This is a genomic window from Synechococcus sp. W55.1 (assembly GCF_047461655.1).
GTDB lineage: Bacteria > Cyanobacteriota > Cyanobacteriia > Thermostichales > Thermostichaceae > Thermostichus.
Map to the genome: position 1 here is coordinate 175,829 of NZ_JANSHN010000002.1, position 21,183 is coordinate 197,011.

20 protein-coding genes are annotated in these 21,183 nt (G+C 57.5%); 9 read left to right on the forward strand and 11 right to left on the reverse strand.

Annotation, left to right across the window (positions count from 1 at the left end; genetic code table 11):
- Positions 1-48 precede the first annotated feature (48 nt).
- The 8 genes from NW816_RS02035 to pstS all read right to left on the reverse strand — a co-directional run bounded on the left by NW816_RS02035 (position 49) and on the right by pstS (position 8,153).
- Positions 49-2,049 (reverse strand): primary-amine oxidase, encoded by a 2,001-nt coding sequence (locus NW816_RS02035; RefSeq protein ID WP_414408070.1) that lies wholly within the window; start codon positions 2,047-2,049, stop codon positions 49-51.
- 244 nt (positions 2,050-2,293) lie between these two features.
- Entirely contained in the window at positions 2,294-2,470 is a 177-nt protein-coding gene (locus NW816_RS02040) for a hypothetical protein (protein ID WP_414355865.1), read from the reverse strand.
- A gap of 368 nt (positions 2,471-2,838) precedes the next feature.
- Positions 2,839-3,264: a hypothetical protein gene (locus NW816_RS02045; protein ID WP_011432703.1), complete on the reverse strand. Its 426-nt coding sequence runs from the start codon at positions 3,262-3,264 to the stop codon at positions 2,839-2,841.
- 43 nt (positions 3,265-3,307) lie between these two features.
- The gene (locus NW816_RS02050; RefSeq protein ID WP_414408071.1) at positions 3,308-4,135 is read right to left on the reverse strand and encodes a TlyA family RNA methyltransferase; all 828 of its coding nucleotides are present in this window, start codon (positions 4,133-4,135) and stop codon (positions 3,308-3,310) included.
- Positions 4,136-4,230: 95 nt separating this feature from the next.
- Positions 4,231-5,058, reverse strand: a complete 828-nt coding sequence (pstB, locus tag NW816_RS02055) for a phosphate ABC transporter ATP-binding protein PstB (protein ID WP_414355863.1) — start codon at positions 5,056-5,058, stop codon at positions 4,231-4,233.
- Positions 5,059-5,124: 66 nt separating this feature from the next.
- Positions 5,125-6,015 (reverse strand): phosphate ABC transporter permease PstA, encoded by an 891-nt coding sequence (gene pstA / locus NW816_RS02060; RefSeq protein ID WP_414408072.1) that lies wholly within the window; start codon positions 6,013-6,015, stop codon positions 5,125-5,127.
- Positions 6,016-6,021: 6 nt separating this feature from the next.
- Positions 6,022-6,990: a phosphate ABC transporter permease subunit PstC gene (gene pstC / locus NW816_RS02065; protein WP_414408073.1), complete on the reverse strand. Its 969-nt coding sequence runs from the start codon at positions 6,988-6,990 to the stop codon at positions 6,022-6,024.
- Between the two features lie 86 nt (positions 6,991-7,076).
- Positions 7,077-8,153, reverse strand: a complete 1,077-nt coding sequence (pstS, locus tag NW816_RS02070) for a phosphate ABC transporter substrate-binding protein PstS (protein ID WP_414408074.1) — start codon at positions 8,151-8,153, stop codon at positions 7,077-7,079.
- Between the two features lie 623 nt (positions 8,154-8,776).
- On the opposite strand from pstS, the gene rplI reads away from it, so the two are divergent.
- From rplI to glmS, 8 genes are all read left to right on the forward strand, one after another.
- On the forward strand, positions 8,777-9,241 hold the full coding sequence (rplI, locus tag NW816_RS02075) for a 50S ribosomal protein L9 (RefSeq protein ID WP_414329820.1): 465 nt from the start codon (positions 8,777-8,779) through the stop codon (positions 9,239-9,241).
- Positions 9,242-9,412: 171 nt separating this feature from the next.
- Positions 9,413-11,185, forward strand: a complete 1,773-nt coding sequence (gene dnaB / locus NW816_RS02080; protein ID WP_414408088.1) for a replicative DNA helicase — start codon at positions 9,413-9,415, stop codon at positions 11,183-11,185.
- 131 nt (positions 11,186-11,316) lie between these two features.
- Positions 11,317-12,213 (forward strand): universal stress protein, encoded by an 897-nt coding sequence (locus NW816_RS02085; RefSeq protein ID WP_414408075.1) that lies wholly within the window; start codon positions 11,317-11,319, stop codon positions 12,211-12,213.
- 46 nt (positions 12,214-12,259) lie between these two features.
- Positions 12,260-13,093 (forward strand): nickel pincer cofactor biosynthesis protein LarB, encoded by an 834-nt coding sequence (larB, locus tag NW816_RS02090; protein ID WP_414408076.1) that lies wholly within the window; start codon positions 12,260-12,262, stop codon positions 13,091-13,093.
- Positions 13,094-13,365: 272 nt separating this feature from the next.
- On the forward strand, positions 13,366-14,241 hold the full coding sequence (locus NW816_RS02095) for a TerC family protein (RefSeq protein WP_414408077.1): 876 nt from the start codon (positions 13,366-13,368) through the stop codon (positions 14,239-14,241).
- 204 nt (positions 14,242-14,445) lie between these two features.
- A complete protein-coding gene (locus tag NW816_RS02100) occupies positions 14,446-15,252 on the forward strand; it encodes an ABC transporter ATP-binding protein (protein ID WP_414355855.1) in 807 nt (268 codons plus the stop codon).
- Positions 15,252-16,472 (forward strand): MlaD family protein, encoded by a 1,221-nt coding sequence (locus NW816_RS02105; protein WP_414408078.1) that lies wholly within the window; start codon positions 15,252-15,254, stop codon positions 16,470-16,472. The genes NW816_RS02100 and NW816_RS02105 overlap by 1 nt, the downstream gene beginning before the upstream one ends.
- A gap of 176 nt (positions 16,473-16,648) precedes the next feature.
- Positions 16,649-18,496, forward strand: coding sequence for a glutamine--fructose-6-phosphate transaminase (isomerizing) (glmS, locus tag NW816_RS02110; RefSeq protein WP_414382665.1), 1,848 nt, complete (start codon positions 16,649-16,651; stop codon positions 18,494-18,496).
- Here the strand turns inward: glmS and NW816_RS02115 are convergent.
- A complete protein-coding gene (locus NW816_RS02115; protein WP_414408079.1) occupies positions 18,457-18,963 on the reverse strand; it encodes a heavy metal-responsive transcriptional regulator in 507 nt (168 codons plus the stop codon). The two genes, glmS and NW816_RS02115, sit on opposite strands and share 40 nt — an antisense overlap.
- Positions 18,964-19,123: 160 nt before the next feature.
- A complete protein-coding gene (gene atpC / locus NW816_RS02120; RefSeq protein WP_414355851.1) occupies positions 19,124-19,531 on the reverse strand; it encodes an ATP synthase F1 subunit epsilon in 408 nt (135 codons plus the stop codon).
- A gap of 306 nt (positions 19,532-19,837) precedes the next feature.
- Here atpC and NW816_RS02125 point away from each other — a divergent pair, with 306 nt between their 5' ends.
- A complete protein-coding gene (locus tag NW816_RS02125) occupies positions 19,838-20,476 on the forward strand; it encodes a Crp/Fnr family transcriptional regulator (protein ID WP_414355850.1) in 639 nt (212 codons plus the stop codon).
- A 401-nt stretch (positions 20,477-20,877) separates the two neighbouring features.
- Here the strand turns inward: NW816_RS02125 and NW816_RS02130 are convergent.
- Positions 20,878-21,183, reverse strand: a 306-nt coding sequence (locus NW816_RS02130) for a zinc ribbon domain-containing protein (RefSeq protein WP_414408080.1), incomplete at its 5' end; no start/stop codon positions are given.

Consider the following 21,183-nt stretch of genomic DNA (forward strand, 5'->3'; position numbering starts at 1 on the left):
CAGACCCTCTGTATTGAAAGTTGAAGTTAACAAGATTCAAGCCGAATATCAGGCCGGCTCCGCCAGATTGATCGTCGGGTTGCGGTCGAAGAAGCCCCAAGGTATCAGCTTAAAGCCCGTTCTGTGTACAGGCATCACCGGCCAATCCTCTGGGCGCGGCACATGGGAAACGCCCAAGGAATACCAAACCACCAGATCCTCCCCTTCTAGAGGTTGGTCGTCGCTCACCCACTTCGGCAATCCTTCTCCAGGCCCGCTTTGGTTGGGATAAGGGCCAGCAGCATACAGTTCGCCGGGCTGGTAGTGGGTAGCCCAGAAGTGGTGGGTGGCAAATCCGGCCCGCTCCCGCACGTTGGATCCCTCGACCGGCAGGAACATGGCATTGGGGCCGGGCATGAGGGCGTAGCCGGTAGGAGCGCCGAGGGCGTTGGTCTTGCTGCTGGAGACGATGACCCACTTACGGCTGCTGGCCATGTTCAAGTCCCGTACGGCCTCTTTTTCGCTGAGCAAATGCTTCTCCTCCATGATGAAGGCGTTGCCTGCCGGGTTGTCGGGGCTTTGGGGCAGGGGCTTGAGGTTCATCTCCATAACGGCATTGTCGGTGCCATCCACATCCATATCCAGCCGGAAGCTGAAGTAGTGCTGGTGGTTGGTACCGCCCACATTGGGTGCCATCAGGGGGGCAAAGGGATCCGCGTCAGCAGTCGTCACAGCATCTGTACCCTTGGCCAAGACGATTCCGGTCAGATCTGCCTGCACTTCAAAGGTGCCATCCTGGTGAAACACCCAGCTAATGCCGTAGTCGTAATTGCCGATGGCGGCGGTCATGGTCATGACCAACTCACGGCTGCGGCGCACATCGTTGCGCTTTGTGTTGTACTCGTAGTGCTTCCAGAGCATGCCGTTATCCCGCTCGTAGAGGCCAATCACCCCCGGCATCACGTAGGGCTCCCCATCGTTGTCGGCAAAGACGGCATCCAGCAACAGGCCGTTCTCCGGTACCTCCTTGCCCAGCTCCATGGTGTTGGCGAGCAAGCCAAAGTTGTATTCCCCCACATCAAAGGCGTTGCGGAAATACCAGGTTTCATCGGGATCCCCGTAGGGCACCACCATCTCCGAGAGGCTCACCCGGTAGAACACAGGCCGTTCTTCTTCTCCCTCTTGGTAGCGAGCAGTGTAGAGCACCAATCCCTCGCGCGGGTGCATCAGGTAGCGGAACTTCCAGCCTTGCCAGGTGATCTCGTTACCCTTGATGTCGTAGCTGGCGCCCTCGGGGTGGGTAATTTTTAGAGGTTTGGGGGCGGGGCGAACGCTGCCCAGAGAAGCGAGGTCGTAGTCAAAGCTCTCTTTGGAGAAGGCCACAAGGGTGTCATCGTCGATCAGCTTTGAGACTTTTCCCGTGTTCAGGTTCACAGTGGCCAAAACCCCTTCAATGGGGGCACCGTAGTAGTTCCAGTTGTCGCCTTTGTAGTAGGAAATGCCGCGACAGAAGCGATTTCCGGAGGCTTTTTCCTCTTCGCTCAAGTTGCCCGGCGCCCAACAATCCACAGCCACGCGGTCGAAATCGGTGATCCCCCGCTTGCGCATTGCCTCTTGCCAGCCGGGATCCGCCTTCACCACTTCTGCGGCCAACCCAAACTCGCTGCTCACCATCGCCGGTTGCACACCGGTCACTTCCGTCCAGCTAACCAGCTTGTTTTCCATCAGGTCGACAATGGCTTCGTGGGTGCGGTTGGCCTTCGGTTCGTAAACGATGGCAAAAGCTTCTCGGCGAAAGGGATCCCCCGGCAGAAAGCTGAGCACCTCGGCTTTGTCGGGCTCCCGCAGATCGATCAGCACAAAGGTGGCATCCTCGGCCAAGTTCTCGGCCTTGCGGATAACGCTGGCCGTCATTTTAATTTCCTCGGCAGTCAGGGGATCCAGCGGGTGAGAGGCCTTGGGGGATCCCGGCGAACTGGCGATGGTCAGAGCTACAATACCGACGCCAAATACAACTGTGATAACCAATATCTTTAGCCAACGTGGCCACTGCCGCCCAATGTTCAACATGGATAAACCCCCTTTTGGGTATGCGGATGGGGTGAGGATTGCCGGCCAAGCCCACCCCTCTAAAGTGGCCTCATTCAAGCATATGGACGGGGTTACAAGTGCATCCAACGCTACCAAGTCCGCTGCCGGCCTCTGCCTTATCCCATAAAAAACCCCACGCCAAAGGCATGGGGAGAATGCATGACGGGAATCCGGCTCTCCTACACCCTGAGGTCAAAAAGCCCTGAATAGGTGGCAACAGCCCTCATCCCGCTTCAAACCGGAGTTGTTCGGGATCCACATAATAGCAGCGGGCATTGTCAGCACAGATCAACGCCCAGCCATTTTGGTCAGCCTCGACCAAAGTATACTCAGACTGGGGGATGAAGTGGCCTTGGTGGTTTCGGGTATCGCTCTTAACCCAAACAATCTGACGGTTCATCTTAAAGTTCCTCCCATTTGCGGTCAAAGGGGTCAAAAGAGTAAGGTTCGAAAATAGGACTCGATCTCAGCGGCTATGGAAGCGGCGGCAATACAGCCCGCACCGCAATACAATGAAGTGCAGCGTAAAAAGTACAGCCACCACCGGGCCAAGCATCTCGCACCAACCCAGAGCCCAATCTCATCAATTGAGTCCGGCGAAGGGAAGGCGATGAGAGCTAGCCCCTATGGATAAATGGATTTCATCTTGCGATTGGGTACAATGAAGTCTAGCACCGACCCCATGAGGACATCGCTAAGAGTTGTAGATTAAAATAACGAGCCCTAGATTTTCCTAAAGTCTTGTTGCAAAACAAGGAATAGGGTCACTTAATCTTCTTCAAAGAGCCAGTTGTAAATCTTGCTCAAGTGGGGCCAAGCAGGACGGCGGTTCCCTCCCTCTTGCAGGTTGGATTTGACGCCCTCAATCTGCTCGGGATCCCGTGCCAAGATTTGCTTAATGGCCTCCACCTGCTGGCGTACCCCGGTTTTTTTCAGCTCCAGCATGGCTAGGGTCAGATTCACACGGGGCTGGGCATCCACCGGATCCAACTTCACAGCAGTCTGGGCGGCCTTCAGAGCTTTTTCCGCCTGCCCCTCCAGAAGGTAGAGCCAGGACAAGCACGTCCAAGCCGCCGCCGCCTTTGGGGATCCCTTACAGATCGACTCAAAAGAGGGAATTAACGTCTTGGCCGCTTCCCCGGATTCATAGCGCCGAATCCCTTCCTGAAATAATTCTTCAATTTTTTGGCTCATCTCCCTCAATCCAGCACATTAGCTTATTGACAAAATCGACGATCTATGCATGTAAAGTCGCTCTCGCCTGCTCGCTCATCTGTTGTAGCGCACTGCCGCTGGGGAGAGGGATCCCTTCTCCTTCGGCCAGCCAGAGCCAGTACTCGATATTGCCAGCAGAGCCGGTAATGGGCGACCACGTGTAGCCTTGCACCTGCCAACCCTGAGCCATAGCCGAGCGCATCACCGTCTCCAGCACGCGGGCATGGACAGCCGGATCCCGTACCACCCCCTTTTTACCCACCTGGTCTCGGCCCGCCTCAAACTGGGGCTTCACCAGCAACAGCGCCTCCCGTGGGAAACGCAACAGGTTCCACAGCGGAGCTAGCACCTTAGTCAGGGAAATAAAAGACAGGTCTACCACTGCCAAATCCGGCCAGCTCTGGGGAGGTGCCTCGCTTCCGTACAGATCCTCCGGCTGCAGATGGCGCAAGTTGGCCCGCTCCTTTAGGATCACCCGCGCATCCGTTCGCAAAGACCAGGCCAGTTGCCCATAGCCCACATCCACTCCGTAGACCCGCTGGGCTCCCCGTTTCAACAAGCAGTCTGTAAAACCTCCTGTGGAAATGCCCGCATCCAAACAAATACGACCCTGCACCTGAACAGGAAAAGTTTGCAGCGCCCCCTGTAGCTTTTCTCCCCCCCGTGAGACAAAAGCAGGCCCAGACTGGACTTGCACCGCTGGATCCCCGCTCACCCAGGTTCCAGGCTTTTCCGCCCGCACCCCATTTAGAAAGACTTCTCCTGCCAAAATGGAGCGTTGCGCTTGCTGGCGTGAGGAAAAATATCCGCGCTCCACCAACCAGCTATCCAGACGCACCCGCTTGGCCATCTCGCCGGTGCCTCACCTTGCATAGATCTTCCCGCCCATTAGAATAGGCGAGCGGGATCCCAACTGACCAGAATTGAGGGATCGCCAACAGCAGATTAGCCGAACCGTCCGCTCACGTACTCTTCCGTTTCCCGATGGGCGGGAGAGTTAAAGATTTTCTCAGTGCGGTTAAACTCCACCATCCGTCCGTAGCGAACCCCCTCTTCGTCGACTTCAGTGTTGAAGAAGGCGGTAAAGTCGGAGACCCGCGCTGCCTGCTGCATGTTGTGGGTAACGATAATGATCGTGTAGCGACGGCCCAGTTCCTTGAGCAACTCCTCAATGCGCAACGTGGAGATTGGATCCAACGAGGCACAAGGCTCATCCATCAGGATAACCTCCGGCTGGATGGCCAAGGTGCGGGCAATGCAAAGACGCTGCTGCTGTCCCCCCGAAAGGGAGAGCCCACTCATCTTCAGCTTGTCTTTCACCTCATCCCAGAGGACGGCCTGACGCAATGTGCGCTCTACCAGCTCATCCAAGTCTCCTTGGTAGCCGTTGACCCGTGGCCCAAAGGCAATGTTGTCGTAGATTGATTTGGGGAAAGGGTTGGGCTTTTGGAACACCAGGCCAACTCGCCGCCGCACTTCAGCAGGATCTACATCGGGATCGTAGATGTTTTTCCCGTGAAAAATGACGGATCCCTCTACTCTCGCCCCCGGGATCAGATCGTTCATGCGGTTAAAGCAGCGCAGCAAAGTACTCTTGCCGCAGCCGGAAGGGCCAATAAAAGCAGTGATGTGATTCTTGGGAATCTTCAGAGAAACCTGCTTCACCGCCAAATGAGAGCCGTAGTAAACACTGACTGCTTGCGTTTCCAGCTCAACAGTTAGGTTGGCGGATTTCTCAGAGGAGTCAGGCGTGCCAGGAAATGGAGGACGCATAGGAGTACCTGAAGTTAACGTTGCTTCAACACCAAAAGCCGAAGAGACAAGCCCAGGAGATACACCTCAGATGGTAATGGTTTCCTGACGACGGCTCAGCAGCAGCCGGAAACTGATCGTGGTGATCAAAACCAGAATCACCAAAGCCAAGGCTCCTCCCCAAGCAATTTTCTGCTGGTTCTCGAAAGGAACAATGGCAAAGTTGTAGATCAGCACCGCCAGCGAAGCTACTGGCTTCAGCAAACCATCGGGCCATAGGAAACTGAACAGAGCGGTGAAGATTAGAGGCGCTGTTTCCCCTGCTGCTCGGGCAATGGCCAAAGTCACCCCCGTTAGGATCACCGGCAAGGCAGCCGGCAAGACAACTCGAAACACGGTCTGCACCCGGGAAGCGCCCAGAGCATAGGCAGCAGCCCGAGTATCCGCCGGCACCAAGCGCAGAGCCTCTTCGCAAGAAAGGATGATGATGGGCAAAGTCAGCACCGATAGAGCTACCCCACCCGCCAGGGCAGAAAAGGTCTTAGTGGAGAGCACAAGCACCCCATAGGCAAACACCCCGGCAATGATGGAGGGAACCCCGGTCAGAACCTTGATGACGAAGCGCAAAGCCGAGGCTGTTGAGCTGTTCTGTCCAAACTCCGAAAGGTAAATCGCAGCAAACAAGCCAATTGGGAAGGAGATCAAGATGGCAATCGATACCACGATGATCGTCCCCAGCACCGCGTTGCCGAAGCCACCCACCTGATCTCCAGGAGGAGGAGGAAGCTGGGTTAAGGTCTGCCAATTGAAGCGCTCAATGCCATTGACGAAAACATAGTAAAGGATGGAAGCGAGCACAACAATCGCAAAAATGCTGGAAGCAAAGGTCAGGCCTGTCATCACCCAGTCCAGCACGACGCGCTTGGATCTGACTTTGCGTTTGAACAAATTGGCCTGTGCTGCCACTTGTGTCGCCATGTTCCTCTACTCCCGAGAAGCCGTCAAAGCAAACTTGACCCGACGAACCATCAGCTCAGCGATGATGTTGACCACCAGCGTGATGGCCAGCAAGATTAAAGCCACGTACATCAGAGCCGAAATCTGCTCGTCAGAGGCTTCTGCAAACTCGTTGGCCAGCAATGCAGGGATGTTGCTGGCAGGGGCCAAAAGCGAGACTCTAATCCCCCGCGCATTGCCAATCAGCATTGCCACCGCCATGGTCTCGCCCAGGGCGCGTCCCAAACCCAGCACCACAGCCCCCAACATACCCCCAATCGCAGCCGGTAGTACCACTCCAAAAATGGCTTCCCATCGCGTAGCCCCCATCGCATAGGCAGCCGCGCGCAGCTCAGGAGGAACAGCCACCAAAACCTCTCTGGCGATGGCCGTGATGATGGGGATGATCATGATCCCCAAGACTACTCCTGCCGTCAGCATCCCCGGCCCAATCGGTGGTGTGCTGAAAATGGGAAGCCAATTGAAGTTCTCGTACAGGAACATCTGAACGGGGCGGAAGAAGGGGATGAAGACAAACAATCCCCAAATGCCGAACACCACACTGGGAATAGCCGCCAGCAGCTCAACCACAATGATCAAAGCCAAACGCAGAGACTTCGGAAGAAAATCCTCGCTCAGAAAAATAGAGATGCCAAAGCTAAAAGGAACCCCCACAATCAGAGCGATGAGAGAAGTTACCAGCGTGCCGTAGATCTGTGGCCAGGCCCCATAGATATCCTCGACCGGATCCCAGGTGGTGCTCCAGAAGAAACTCAGTCCAAACTTGCTGATAGCTGGCAAAGACTGAATGCCGATCGCCAGAGCAATCCAGAGCAGCAGGAAGGCCGAGAAAAACACGGCAATCCGCGTAGCCCAGATAAAAACCTGGTCGCGCCGGCGCTGGAAAACCGGTCGAGGCTGAAACAGAAGGTTGCTGTCAGAAGAAAGGGAGCTCATACGCCTGGAGCTAGGGATAGTTGTTGACACGCCCCCCGTCCTAAAGAACAGGGATTCTTGTTCCTGGTTCTACTTAGTAAAAGTTCTTACGGAGTGATATTTTCTAGCGCAGCCAGAGCTTTTTGCCGCGTTTCTTCCGGCAGAGGGACATATCCCAACTGCTCAGCGAAAGCCTGCCCCTCAGTGAGGCCGTAGCGGAGAAACTCTTTAACGGCCTTGGAAGTCTCGGCTTTGGGGTAAACCTTGTAGGCAAGGATCCAGGTGTAGCCCACAATAGGGTAAGAGTCTTCCCCACTAGGATCCGGATCGACCCCCAGCAAACGCTCGTCGAGCTGAATTCTGGCCAGCGCCGCTTTCTCCGTCTCGACGTTGGGAGTTACAAACTTGCCTGCCCGGTTTTCCAGACGGGCAATGTTCAGGTTGTTGAGCTTGGCAAAGCCGAATTCCACGTAGCCAATCGAGCCAGAAATTTGCTTGATCTGCTCGGAAACCCCTTCATTCCCGCGCGCCCCTACGCCGGTTGGCCAGTTTACCGAAGAGCCGCGACCCACCTTTTGCTTCCACTCTGGGCTAATAGCGTTGAGGTGAGTGGTGAAGATATCGGTGGTACCACTTCCATCAGAGCGATGCACGACGGTAATCGGCAAATCCGGGAAAGTCACCCCTGGGTTAAGGCCAGCCAGCAGGGGATCGTTCCAGTTCTTGATCTTGCCCAGGAAGATATTCACCAGTGCCAGGCGGGAAAGGCGGATTTCGGGGCCCACCCCAGGAATGTTGTACGCTGCAACTACCGCTCCGCCCACCATGGGTAGAGAAACCATCCCTTTGGGAGGGTTAGCCTCATTCTCAATTTGGTTGATCTCTTCAGGACGGGGCACGCTGTCACTGGCACCGAAATCGACCGTGCGGGCTACAAACTGCCGACGACCCGCACCGCTTCCTACAGACTGATAGTTGACCTGGATGTTAGGGTTTTTCTTGCCAAACTCTTGGGCCCAAGTTTGATAGATGGGGGCCGGGAAGGTCGCCCCAGCGCCATTGATGGTGATGGTCTGCTGAGCAAACACCCGCTGCCAATTCGTCTGACTGGCCGCAAAGCCGGCAACAGTGGCAGATAGAAACTTCAGGAAAGAACGACGCTCCAAGGGGTGCAACGTCACCATACAGATCTCCTCTCCCAGATGAAGACAAAATCTCAGTCCAGCTCTAAAAAAGGCTATTCTACTTCAGAACTTCACCCAGCCCAATCAAAACTCGTTGAACCAGGTGAACCAATGCCGCCTGGAAGCTTAGAGGCAACTCTCAAGCTAGGCCTGCGATCCTCAACAAGCCTTCAACCGATCGCAACATCCCAGGGATCCCTTTGAGCACGCAGGGTTCCCTCGGGAACGCTCCATTGAAGACTTCGCCAGTCCGCGCAGCTACTATAACGTAAAGGCCAGTTGTTTTTGGTTAAAACGAGGTTAAGCCCAGGTTATCTCTGGGGATATCCGCCAAATGTTGCAAACCCCTCAAGGGATCCCCTTTGGTGTCAGCCACTCCCTATCCTGGATTGGGTATCTCCCAAAACAGAGAGCTTCCGCCTTTTGAGTTTGGAAAGGTGGCTTCTTCATCTTCCCGCCAAGGTTCAGAGCTGGAAGAGGACTCTAGAGACCTGCCAATCGGGAATAAGCTCTGAGAAGGGATCCCCTATGCCGACGGGCTGGTGGCTATGGCACTCTGGGCTGACGATGAACCTGCTGAGCCTCTAGAATGGAGGGCTGTCGAGAAAAGAAGTGTCTTCCCAATGTCGAAACGTAACATGCAGGTTGTGCTGCGCCAGGCGATCCCAGGGCTGGGCAAGCCCGGAGAGATTGTCAACGTCAAGCCCGGCTATGCTCGCAACTACCTCTTCCCGCGGCAGATGGCGGTGCGGGTTACCCCTGGCATATTGAAAGAGCAGCAGATGCGTCTGGAGCAGGAAGCGGCTCGTAAACTGGCAGAAAAACAACGGGCGGAAAACTACAAGACCGCTCTGGAGACCATTGGTCGCTTCGTCATCCGTAAGAAAGTGGGAGAACACGACCTCCTATTTGGGCAGGTGACCACCAGCGATATTGCTGAGGTGGTGCTGGCTACCAGCGGTCTAGATATCGACCGCCGCAACATTCTCCTCAACGAGGAAATCAAAAAAACCGGGGTTTATCCCGTGCAGGTAAAGTTACACCCCGAAGTTACCGCTACGCTGCGCATTCAGGTTACTCCCGAATGAGAAGCTACCTTTGAGGCTCCCTGAATTCCTGTGAGGGATCCCAGATAAAGCAGGGCTTCTATCTTAGGCTGACAGGCGGGTATGCTCAGTCTACCGGCCGGCTGGCTCTGTTTGGCTGTGAGGCCGGTTACCCTGGGTCTGGGTTGATTTTCCTACTCCTGGCTTGTGGTGATCAGCGATTACGACTTAACGGGTGGGGATCGGCTTCCTCCCCAGAACATAGAAGCTGAGGAGGAGATCCTGGGGGGCATTCTCCTTGATCCGGATGCATTGATGCGGGTCGCGGAGTTTCTGCGTCCGGAGATGTTTTACATCTCTGCCCACCAAGAGATTTACCGGGCTGCCCTCCAACTGCACAGCCAAGGCCAACCCACCGACTTGATGACTGTGTCTGCCTGGTTGGCAGATCATCACCTTCTGGAGCGGGTGGGGGGAACGGGGGCGATTCGTCGCCTGCTAGAGCAAACCGTCAGCAGCGTCAACATCGACCAGTATGCCCGCCTGGTGATGGATAAATACATGCGCCGCCAGTTGATCCAGGTGAGCAATACCTTGGCTCGTTTGGCCTACGATACCAGCCAGCCCCTGTCTCAGGTGATGGATCAAGCCGAGCAGGAGGTGTTTCGACTCACCCAAGAGCGGGTGCAGCGTAGCCTCATCCCGGCCTCTGAGGTTTTGGTCAATATCTTCTCGGATTTGGAAGAGAAGTTCCAAAGCGGGGCACAGCTTCCGGGGATCCCGACCAAATTCATCGACCTGGATAACCTGACCCAGGGCTTGCAGCGATCCGATTTGTTGATCCTGGCCGGTCGGCCTTCGATGGGGAAAACCAGCCTGGCCCTCAACATTGCCCAAAATGTGGCTGCCTACGCCAAGCAGCCGGTCGCTATCTTTAGCCTGGAAATGTCTCGGGAGCAACTGGTGCAGCGGCTTTTGGCCAGCGAAGCCCGCATCGACAGCAGCCGCCTGCGTTCTGGGCGCATTAGCGAACACGAGTGGCAGCGCCTGGGCCAAGCCATTGGTTTTTTATCGCAATTGCCCCTGTTCATCGACGATACCCCCGACTGTACCGTTACAGAAATTCGCTCCAAAGCGCGGCGTTTGCAGGCGGAACAGGGGGGAACGTTGGGGATGGTGTTGATCGACTACCTACAACTGATGCAGGGATCCGCCGCCGACAACCGGGTGCAGGAGCTGTCGCGCATTACCCGTGGTCTCAAGGCCATGGCCAAAGAGCTGATGGTGCCGGTGCTGGTGCTTTCTCAACTCAGTCGGGCTGTCGAGTCGCGCTCCGATAAGCGCCCGCAACTGGCAGATCTGCGGGAATCGGGCTGTCTGGCCGGGCATACCCAGGTGATGGATGTGGATCGCGGCAAGATCTGGCGGCTGGATCAACTGGCGGCCCTGCCGGCTGCGGCGGAACTGCCCCGTCTGCTCAGCTTGAACGGGCGCGGGCGCTTGGTGCCCCAACAGCCTGTGAAGGTGTTTTGCAGTGGTCGGCAGCCTACCTGTGTTCTGAAGACCCGTCTCAATTTCTCCATTCAAGCCACCGGCAATCACCCCTTTTTCACCCAACAGGGCTGGAAAACCCTGGATGAGCTGCAATTGGAAGAAGAGGTGGCGGTGGTGGTGCAGGAGGGGCTGATCTGGGATCCGGTGGTGTTCATCAGCGAGCCGGGGGAGCCTCAGCCGGTTTACGACGTCGAAATGCCCCGCCACCACAACTTCGTGGCCAACGGTCTGCTAGTTCACAACAGCATCGAGCAGGATGCCGATCTGGTGATGATGATCTATCGCCCGGAATACTACGATCCCAACACCAGCGATCGCGGCATTGCCGAGGTCATCATTGCCAAACATCGCAACGGCCCCACCGGCACTGTGCGCCTGCTGTTCGAAAGCCAGTACACCCAGTTTCGCAACCTGGCAGATCCCAACCGCTGAGCAACCGATGCCGAAGAGGGATCCGGAGCTGCTGCCTTGGGAACAACCCCGCAAGGTGTTAGCTTAGGATCGCTGCGGGCCAAAGCGTTGCTCTTGAGCCGGCTACCCTCTCTCCTAATGCTCAAAACGATATGTTTAAAAACGTGTTAATTGCCACCGACCGCCGAGATGGCCTGCAGCGTTTTGGCAAGTGTCTAGAAGATCTGCACAGCAATGGCATCGAGCGCGTCACCTTCGTGCGCAGTCTGGATTGGCAGGATGACGACATCGGCATTCCCGACGACATTACCCCCGAAGTCCAGGCAGAGCAGACCCAGTTGCAGAAGCTGCTGAACCCGATCCCGGCGGGGTTGGAAGTCGAGGCTCTGGTGCAGGCGGGCAGGCCAGCCGATCTAATCCTAAAAGGCATCCAAACCTATGGCTCCGATCTGCTGATTACAGGCATGGGTACCCACAACCTGCTCGCCGAAAAATTGTTCGGCAGCACCACCATGACGCTGTTGCCGAAGCTGAAAATCCCCCTACTGGTGATGCGCCCCCAGCTGCTGGCTACCTTTACCCTGGAAGAATTGCGCTTGCGCAGCCGCCACCTGTTTCGCTGCCTCTTAGTGCCCTTTGACTTTGAGCAGCCGCGTCAGCAGTTGCTGAACCATCTCGGCCACCTGCTGCCCGGTACTTCCCAGTGCCAGACGCTTACCCTGCTCTACGTGGTGGATCCCAGCGCCCGCCGCAACCAAGGAACTCCGGTGGAGGTGCTCCAACGCAAAGCCGAGGCTGACCTGGCCCAGGTGCTTGAACCCCTGAGCGAGCAGGTGAAGCCCGTACAGCTGCGCACCCTGGTGCGGGTGGGATCCCCTCTCAAAGAGATCCTAGCTACTGCTGCCGATGAAGACATGACGGCCATCGCCACTGCCTCCCCCCACGTGGGCAGCTTCTGGGAGTGGTCGGTTCGCAGCCTAACCGGCGAGATTTTGCGGCAAAGTTGGCATCCGGTGTTGTTTTTCCCGCACGGGTCTTTGGCCCAGTAGATCCAGGCAAGATCCAAGCCGAGTGTTGCAGATTAACTCATCCTCCATGACCCCCCCCTCTACAACAGCGCTGCAGGATCTGTTTCGGGCGGTGGCCCAAGGGAAGCTCACCCCAGAGCAAGCTCTGCAGGCCTATCGCTTTCTGCCCTTCGAGCCGGTGGGAGATTTCGCCCATGTGGATCACCACCGTCCCTTGCGCACGGGCTTTCCCGAAGCCGTGTGGGGGCCGGGCAAGACCCCAGATCAGATTGCCCAGATCCTGGAGCAACTCCACCAGCGGGGATCCCTGGCCTTGGCCACCCGCATCGAAGCCCAGGTGTATGCCGAGATCCGCAGCCGCTTGCCCCAGGCCCAGTATTCCGAGTTGGCCCGCTTGTGTTGGATCCCGCCCCGGCAGGTGGTCAGCCATCCTGGACAGGTCAGCGTGATCTCCGCCGGCACTGCCGACTTACCGGTGGCAGAAGAAGCCGCCCTCACGCTGGAGCTTTCCGGATTTCAGGTGAAGCGCCTCTGGGATGTGGGGGTGGCCGGGATCCATCGGCTGCTGCACAACCGGGCGGCCCTGCAAGCAGACGTGCTGATCGTGGTGGCGGGCATGGAGGGGGCCTTGGCCAGTGTGGTGGCGGGTCTGGCGGATTGTCCGGTGATCGCTGTGCCCACCAGCATTGGCTACGGGGCCAGCTTCCAGGGCTTGGCTGCCCTGCTCACCATGCTCAACTCTTGCGCGGCGGGGGTGGGAGTGCTGAACATCGATAACGGTTTCGGGGCGGCGATTCTGGCAGGCCAGATCCTGCGTTGCGGACAACGGCTGGCAGCTCGATTGAGTTCATGCGGCCCCACTGGAGATCCAACAGGGAATCGACAGATTTCGGAAGGTTAAGAATTGTAAATAGATCCTGAGCCAAACAGGCTATACTCAGGCCATAGTTTAGGCTTGGGCTTTCTCTTTCCCATCCTTCGGGAGTTTGAGGGTGTTGCCTCTGGTCACCTAACTGGGTTCATGCCTTTTTCTGGGGTACCTTTATCCGAAGATGGGGAGGGTTCCTACGCTGGTTAACTGCTGTGTTGGACTGACTGGGGCGGACAAAACGCGCGAATATGCTAATTGATGCAACACTTGTCAAAAATGCAACAGATGCGATGGGAGCGACCTTGACCCTGGCACAAGGGATGACTCAGTCCTTCACCTGGGCAGATCTTTTCTTGGTGGTGGCTCTGGTGTTTTTGGAGGCCGCCCTCTCTGCGGACAATGCCGTTGCCCTGGCGGCTCTGGTGAAACATCTGCCCACCCCTCAGCAACAAAATCGGGCCTTGCGCTGGGGCATCATCGGCGCTTACGGCTTTCGCATCGCCATTGTCTTTGCAGCGGTTTGGTTGGTGGAGTATCCGCCCGCCCAATTCTTGGGGGCCTGTTATCTGCTCTGGCTAGCCTGGCAGCACTTTCGGGGCGAGGAAGAAGGCCAAGAACAGGACATCACCCGCCACGCCAATTTTTGGCAGACCCTGGTGATGGTGGAACTGACGGATCTGGTTTTTTCTTTCGACAGCATCGCCGCTTCGGTGGGCGTCTCCCGCAAGGCTTGGGTAATCATCCTCGGCGGCATTCTCGGCATTACCCTGATGCGCTACATGGCTTCTCTGTTTTTGCGTTGGTTGGATGAGTTCTCTCACCTGGAAGACGCCGCTTTTGCCATCATCGCCTTGGTGGGGAGCACCATGTTGTTGGAGGTGTTTTTCCCCCAAATCGAGATCCCGGAGTGGGGGATGGTGGTGGCTGTGATCCCCCTATTTGTCTGGGGTTTCTCGCGGCGCGTGAAACTCAATTCGGAGCAGGATGAACAGCCGGAGCTGGCTGACGGAGAGAAGAGGGAAGAGAAAAGAGCAGGGGTTACAGACGAGATGGAGATCGTCCCCTCCGGTTGGGTGGCTGCCCTTGAGGAAGACCTCGCCCCTGAGCTGCAGAGCAGAGAGAATGGAGAGGAGAGGTACGGCTTGGGCCTATCGCCAGGGATCCCTGATCTGCCTTGATAGGGCTGTGGGCTGCTTCATTGCCTTGGCCCCTGCCGACTCCTAAACTAGCAGTGAAGCCGACTCAAGGAGGGAAGCATCCTGAGCCCCCAGTTTTGCTTGAAATCATTGGTCAAGTGCTTCAGAAGCAGCATAGACAGCCCAAAGGAGCAGCAGGCCGCGGAAAATAGGCTCCAGCCTTTGGCGAGGGCGGAGGTTCTGAGCATGCCAGCAGTGCAGAGCACTGCCCCCTTGGTGGAGCTGCGCCAAGTTTCCAAGCGCTTCGGCTCGACGGTGGTGCTTGACCACGTGGATCTGAAGGTGTACCGGGGTGAGGCCCTGGGCCTGGTGGGGCCTTCGGGCACCGGGAAATCGACGCTGCTGCGCATCATCGCCGGCCTAACGGAGCCAGACGCCGGAGAAGTGCTCTGGTGCGGGATCCCGCTCCCGGAGATTCAAGCCCATCATGCAACTCCCCCTTTGCGAGTAGGGATGGTGTTTCAGCAGGCCGCCCTCTTCGACTCCCTGACGGTGGAAGAAAACGTGGGGTTTTTGCTCTACGAGCACTCGCAGTTGCCCCGCTCCCGTATTCAGGAATTGGTGGCCGCCAAGCTGGAGGCGGTGGGACTGGCGGGCAAAGAGCACAACCTGCCAGAAGAACTCTCGGGGGGGATGCGCAAACGGGCTAGCTTCGCCCGCGCCATTATGGAGGATCCTTCTCTGCCCCAGGATGAGCCCCAATTGCTGCTGTACGACGAGCCCACAGCGGGCTTGGATCCCATTGCCTCCACGGTAATTGAAGATCTCATCCGGGAGCTGCAGCAGGTGAAAAAAGCCTGTGAGAGCTACATTGTGGTGACCCACCAGCACAGCACCATTTACCGCGCCACCGACCGCATTGTCCTGTTGGCTCAGGGGCGGGTGCAGTGGGAGGGATCCGTGCAGCAGATCGAAACGTGCGATAACCCCTTTGTGCGGCAGTTTTTCAGCGGTAGCGTAGAAGGGCCAATTCAAGTGGCGGGGCAGGTGTGATGCGTTCGCGAGCAGTGCGAGAAGGGGCAGTGGGCCTGTTGATCCTGGCGGGGGCGCTGGGCTTTGCCGGCCTGTTTTTGTGGATCTACAACCTGCGCTTTGGCAGTCGCGGCTTTCAATTTACCGTCACCTATACCAACGTGGTCGGCCTGACAGAGGGATCCAGCGTGCGGCTGCGGGGGGTAACCATAGGTCGAGTGGAGCGGATTGTGCCTCAACCCAGCCAAGTAGAAGTACAGGTGACCATTGATCAGCCCCTAGTCATCCCCCGCGATTCCCTGTTTCTTACCAAACAGACGGGGTTGGTGGGGGAAACGGTGATGGACATCCTGCCCCGACTGAACGTCCAGTTGACAGGATCCCCCCTGGCGCCAGACTGCGACAGCAGCCAAATGGTTTGCAATGGAGATGTGGTGGAGGGAACCCCTGGAGTGGATTTTGGCCAGCTATTGATTAGGCTGGATCGATTGCTCACACGGGTCAACGACGATGAGCTCTTCGACACCCTTAACGCCACCCTAGAAGGGCTCACCCGCGTTGCCAATAGCGTGGCCGATCTCTCAGAAACCGTGGAAGAGCGAGTAGCTGCCCTGCGCACCGAAGATCTGGACTTGTCGCAATTCACGACCGCTGCCACAGCCATCCAAGACGCGGCTGGGGCTGTGAGGGGAACTGCCCGCAGTTTGCAAGCGGCTGCCGATCAATTCACCGCCCTGGTGGATCAAAACCGCACTCCCCTTAACGCCGTCCTGGAGAACATTCAGCAGGTGAGCGCCGATCTACAGGCCATGTCGAGCGCGGTGCGCCCGCTGGTTACCGATCCACAACTCCAGGCCGATGTGCGCCAGATCCTGGCCGAGGTGCGAGCGGCTGCGGAGAACGTGGCCCAAGCTACCGAAGATCTGCAGCAGATTGCCGCCAGCCTCAACGATCCGGGCACTTTAGCTACTCTGCGCCAAACCCTCGATTCCGCCCGCATCACCTTTCAGAATATGCAAAAAATTACCGCCGACATCGACGAGCTGACCGGGGATCCCCAGTTTCGCCGCGGCATTCGAGAGTTGGTGTTGGGGCTGAGCAACTTGGTCTCCAGCGTCCCTGGGGAAGATGGGATCCAGCCCGCGGTGGCCGAAGGGTATCACTTTCGTTTTGCGCCCGTCTCTTTTGCCCAGGGAGTTGCCCCTGGATCCCAAGGATGGCAGCCGCAGACTTCCCCATAAGTTGGCTGCCTTTCCCCTCTCTCTAGCGGGAGTCTGGGATCCCTGAGATGACCCGCTGAGGTAACAACGGCGGCCAAAGCCGTTGAAGGGATCCCCAACCTGGGGTAGGCTTTGCGGATAAGGTGTTGCCTGTATTGCTACGCAACGCTGATGCAACTGAGGTTGAGGTGTGAGGAATGTGTGGCATTGTCGGCTACGTGGGTTTTCAGTGGGCTGCCCCCATCCTGTTGGAGGGCCTGCGCACCTTGGAGTATCGGGGCTATGATTCTGCCGGCATTGCCACAGTGGATCCCGAAGAAGGATTGAGAGTTGTCCGCGCCACCGGCAAGCTGCACAACCTGCTGGTGAAGCTCACCGCCAACATGCCCACCGCCAAGGTAGGGATCGGACATACCCGCTGGGCCACCCACGGCGGCGTGACCGAAGAAAATGCCCACCCCCAGTGCGACGAGCGCGGGCGCATTGTGGTGATCCAAAACGGCATTGTGGAAAACTACCTGGAGCTGAAGGAGCGCCTCTTGGAGCGGGGGATCCCATTTCGCTCCCAAACCGATACGGAAGTGATCGCCCAACTGCTGGGTCTCTACACCGAAGAGCTGGGCTCCTTTGAGGCGGCCTTTGGCCAGGTCATGGGGCAACTGCGGGGGGGAAACGCCGTGGTGGCTCTGGATCGGGAGGCGCCGGATCGGCTGATCGCAGCCCGTTTGGGCAATGCCGGAGCCGTGGTGGTGGGAGAGGGAGAAGGGGAAAACTTCGTGGCCTCCGATCTGCCTGCCATTGTCCGCCATACCCGCAAGGTGGTGTTCTTAGAAGATGGGGAAATGGCGGTTCTCACGGAGTCTCAAGTGCGCTACCTGCGCATTACCGGCGAGGAGCTGCGCAAATCCAGCATCACCGTGGCCTGGGATCCCGTCTCAGCCGCCAAGGGAGGCTACAAGCACTTCATGCAAAAGGAGATCTTTGAGCAGCCCCGCACCACCACCGATACGCTACGGGGGCGGGTGGATCTGGAACAGGGCCGGGTGACACTGGAGGGGCTAACGCTTTCTGAAGCACAACTGGCCCACATTGAGCACATCCACGCCGTAGCCTGTGGTACTGCCTGGCACGCCTGCTGGGTGCTCAAGTACTTCATCGAGAGCTTGGCCCGTACCCCCGTGGAGGTGGACTATGCCTCTGAGTTTCGCTACCGCCAGCCGGTGTTGCGCCCCAACCACCTGTTGCTGGCTCTAACCCAGTCGGGAGAAACCGTCGATACGCTGGCAGCCATGAGCGAGGCCCGCACCCAAGGGATCCCGACTCTGGCGATTGTCAACGCCATCGGATCCCAGGCCAGCCGCCTGGCGGATGCTGGAGTCCTCTACATCCATGCCGGGCCGGAGATTGCCGTGGCTTCCACCAAAGTGTTTACCGGCATGTTGGTGGCAGGGTACTTGCTGGCCTTGCAACTGGCCCAGGCCAAAGGGATCCTCAGCCCGGCCCAGATCCAAGCCCACCTGCAAGCCTTGATTGAGCTGCCGGGCAAGATCAGCCTGATGCTGAAGGACGCCGCCCTCTACGACCAACTGGCGGAGCAGTACCATCATGTTGCCAACATGCTCTATCTGGGCCGCTGGGTTAACGCCCCGATTGCCCTGGAAGGAGCTTTGAAGATGAAAGAGGTGAGCTATATCCACGCCGAAGGCTACCCGGCAGGGGAGATGAAGCATGGCCCTATCGCCCTCATCGACGAGCGGGTGCCGGTGGTGTGCATTGCCACCCGGGATCCCGTCTACGAAAAAATGCTCTCCAACATCGAACAGGTGCGGGCGCGGGGGGGACGGGTGATCGCCCTCATCAACCCCGAAGACACCCAGGTGCGGGAGAAAGCCGACCACATCATCGAGGTGCCCAGCACGACACCCCTGTTGTCGGCGGTTCTGAACGTGATCCCCCTGCAGTTGTTCGCCTACGCCATGGCTTTGCGCCGCGGAGCCGATGTGGATCAGCCGCGCAACTTGGCTAAGTCGGTAACAGTGGAGTAACGGCTGTCGCTCTTGCCACCGCCGGCCCCTGGTTTTTGCAAAATCGGGCAGATCATCTCTTTTTCATCAGCAGCCGCAGGGGTGATTTGCCAATCGGAGAGCAGACCTTGAATTTGGCTTTTCAGAGCTTGCAGTTCGGCAATTCGCCGTTCGATCTCTTGCAGCTTGTCTTGCAGGTGCTGGCGAATTTTTGGGCAAGGCTGCTCCCCTCGGTCGTGGATGTCCAGGATGTGGCGAATTTCCTCCAAGCTCAGGCCCAGGCTCTGGCAGCGGCGGATAAAAGCCAGGCGAACCAAAACCGAAGGGTCGAACAATCGATAGCTGGACTCCGCCCGTTCCACCGTTGGCTTCAGCAGGCCAATCGACTCGTAGTAACGCACCGTGCGCACGGACAAGCCAGCTGCCAATGCCACCTGGCCGATCTTCAGGCTGGCAGACAAGTCCTGGACAGCAGCAGGATTCAACATGCCTTCAACTGGATCTTTTGTGGATTCCTCCAGCCTAACAAAGCCAATCTCGGAAGATGGAGAATGGCCATCTGGCTGCGCCTCACCTCCCCCTCTTCCCTGCAGCTTGGGCTATATCTGGAGATCCTGCATCGGGACAGAGTCAGCTTCAAGAGATCCCTCAGGTCTTACTGCCCATCTCGGCAGCTTGGATCAAGGCCCTGGCCCGCTGTTGATCCAACTTGGCCTGCAAGCGCTCTTGCTTGTCGCTGCTGGTATTCAAAACTTTGCTGGCTTCATCCAAGAGGGCCTGAGCCGCCGCCTTATCCACTGTTTCGCCCCGCTCGGCTCGGTTAACCAGGACGGTTACCTCGTTGTTTTCGACTTCTGCAAATCCGCCCATGACCGCAATGGCCGACCACTTTCCATCGGCTTTGACCCGCATAACGCCATTGCCGATAGCAGTTAAGAGGGGGGCGTGCCCGGTGAGAATGCCCAATTGGCCCGAAGTGGCAGGGAGGATCACTTCCTCGCTGGGGGCATCCCAAACCGTGCGGTCGGGGGTAATCACACGAACCATCAGCGTCACGACAGATCTCCTGAAAGCTTGAGCACTTTCGCGTCGACGGTGCGGAGCACCCTGGTTTCGATCCTAGCGGATTAGGATCCCTGCAGCTTTGCCTGGTTCCCCTTTTGTCTTTATTCTCTCGGGGCAGCCACACTTAACCTGGACATAACCTTGCCTTTACTTCAGACTGGGAGGCAAGCGCTAAGGTGTTGTCGGGAACACTTATCTCATGCCCCAACCTCAGCATTGACGGCCAGCCCGTTGCTGTTGGTTTGCAAGGGGGAGCCCAACGACTGGTGCGCCCAGTTTTCCTAGCGGAGCCAGCCTATGCCTGAAGCGATGCCTAGCCATTTTGCTGCCGGCCTGTCCACACGGGAGCGCCAACTGCTGGAAGACCTCTACCGCAGCCGCAGTTTATCCCCCTACACTCCCGGCCAGGTTATCCCTTTGTTTCCTGATGAATGGGTGATCGTCTGTCGGGGGGTGGTGCAGTTGACCACCCTCTATCCCAACGGTGGTGAGGCGCTGTTGGGGTTTGCCGGCCCTTCCATGCCCCTGGGATCCCCGCTGACGATGTTGGATCCCTACCAAGCCACGGCTTTGACGGCAGTTGATGTGCTGCGGCTGCCGGCAGCAGAAGTGGAAGCCTCAGAGATCCTGAGTCAAGGGCTGCTCAAGCAGGTGGTGCGTCGGCTGCGCCAAACCGAAGCATTGCTCGCCTTGGCCGGACGGCGGCGGGTGGAGGATCGGCTGCGCCAGTTGCTCTCCCTTTTGGCTGGGGAGCTGGGATCCCCAGTTGCGACAGGGGTTCGCATTCAGGTGCGCCTTACCCACCAGGACTTGGCCAATGCCATCGGCACCACCCGGGTCACCATTACCCGTCTCCTGAACCGTTTTCGCCAGCAGGGCTGGATTGCGGTGGACAAAAACCGTCACCTTGTTATCAAACTCGCCCCCGCTCCGTGAAGCTAGTAGAAAGCCAGTAGAAGCTGAATAAGATCTGCTTCTAGGGCATGGCTAAAAGCTGGCAGTTTTTTGTTCGGAGTTGTAGTCGTTGCAGGTTAGAGTGAGATGCCTGGGCTATCGATCGCGCCAGCGGGACGCAGTCCTTGAAAAGCCTTCTGGCCCCGTGCATTATTGCTCCACAACGCTATTGCTCCGCAACGCTGACGCGACGACGTGACCAATGTTTTAGGTGTGGGTGCAGTATCTCAGTTTGAATCGAAATGGCCATAAACTGTTAGAGAATGGCTGCGTTAGCCTCGCACGTATAGAGTGAAGCGACAGGGATCCCCTTTGAAGTCAGGGTTGATCTCGGGCCTAATGCTTCGACTTATCCTGGAATCTTCATCAGTGGCAGCTATGAACTACCCCACCGCATAGGCGGATGGGGTTTCTGATGCCCCATTCGCTTGACGGCAGGATTTTAGTCTCTTCCTCTGCCCCAGGTGCTTCATAGACCCGCAGGACTTTGAAGTAGTGCTGAGACATCCAAGACTCACGAGGCCGGTTCCCAACCCCGGTTGCCGATTAGTGGCAACGGTGTACATCACCATCACCGAGCCCCGATCCCTGGGGATTTCAAACCCACAAGCCGAGCAGACATGATAGCGGTTGCTCAAGTCCGCCCACTCCTTGTGGACTGCCCCACATTGGGGACAGCGTTGGCTCGG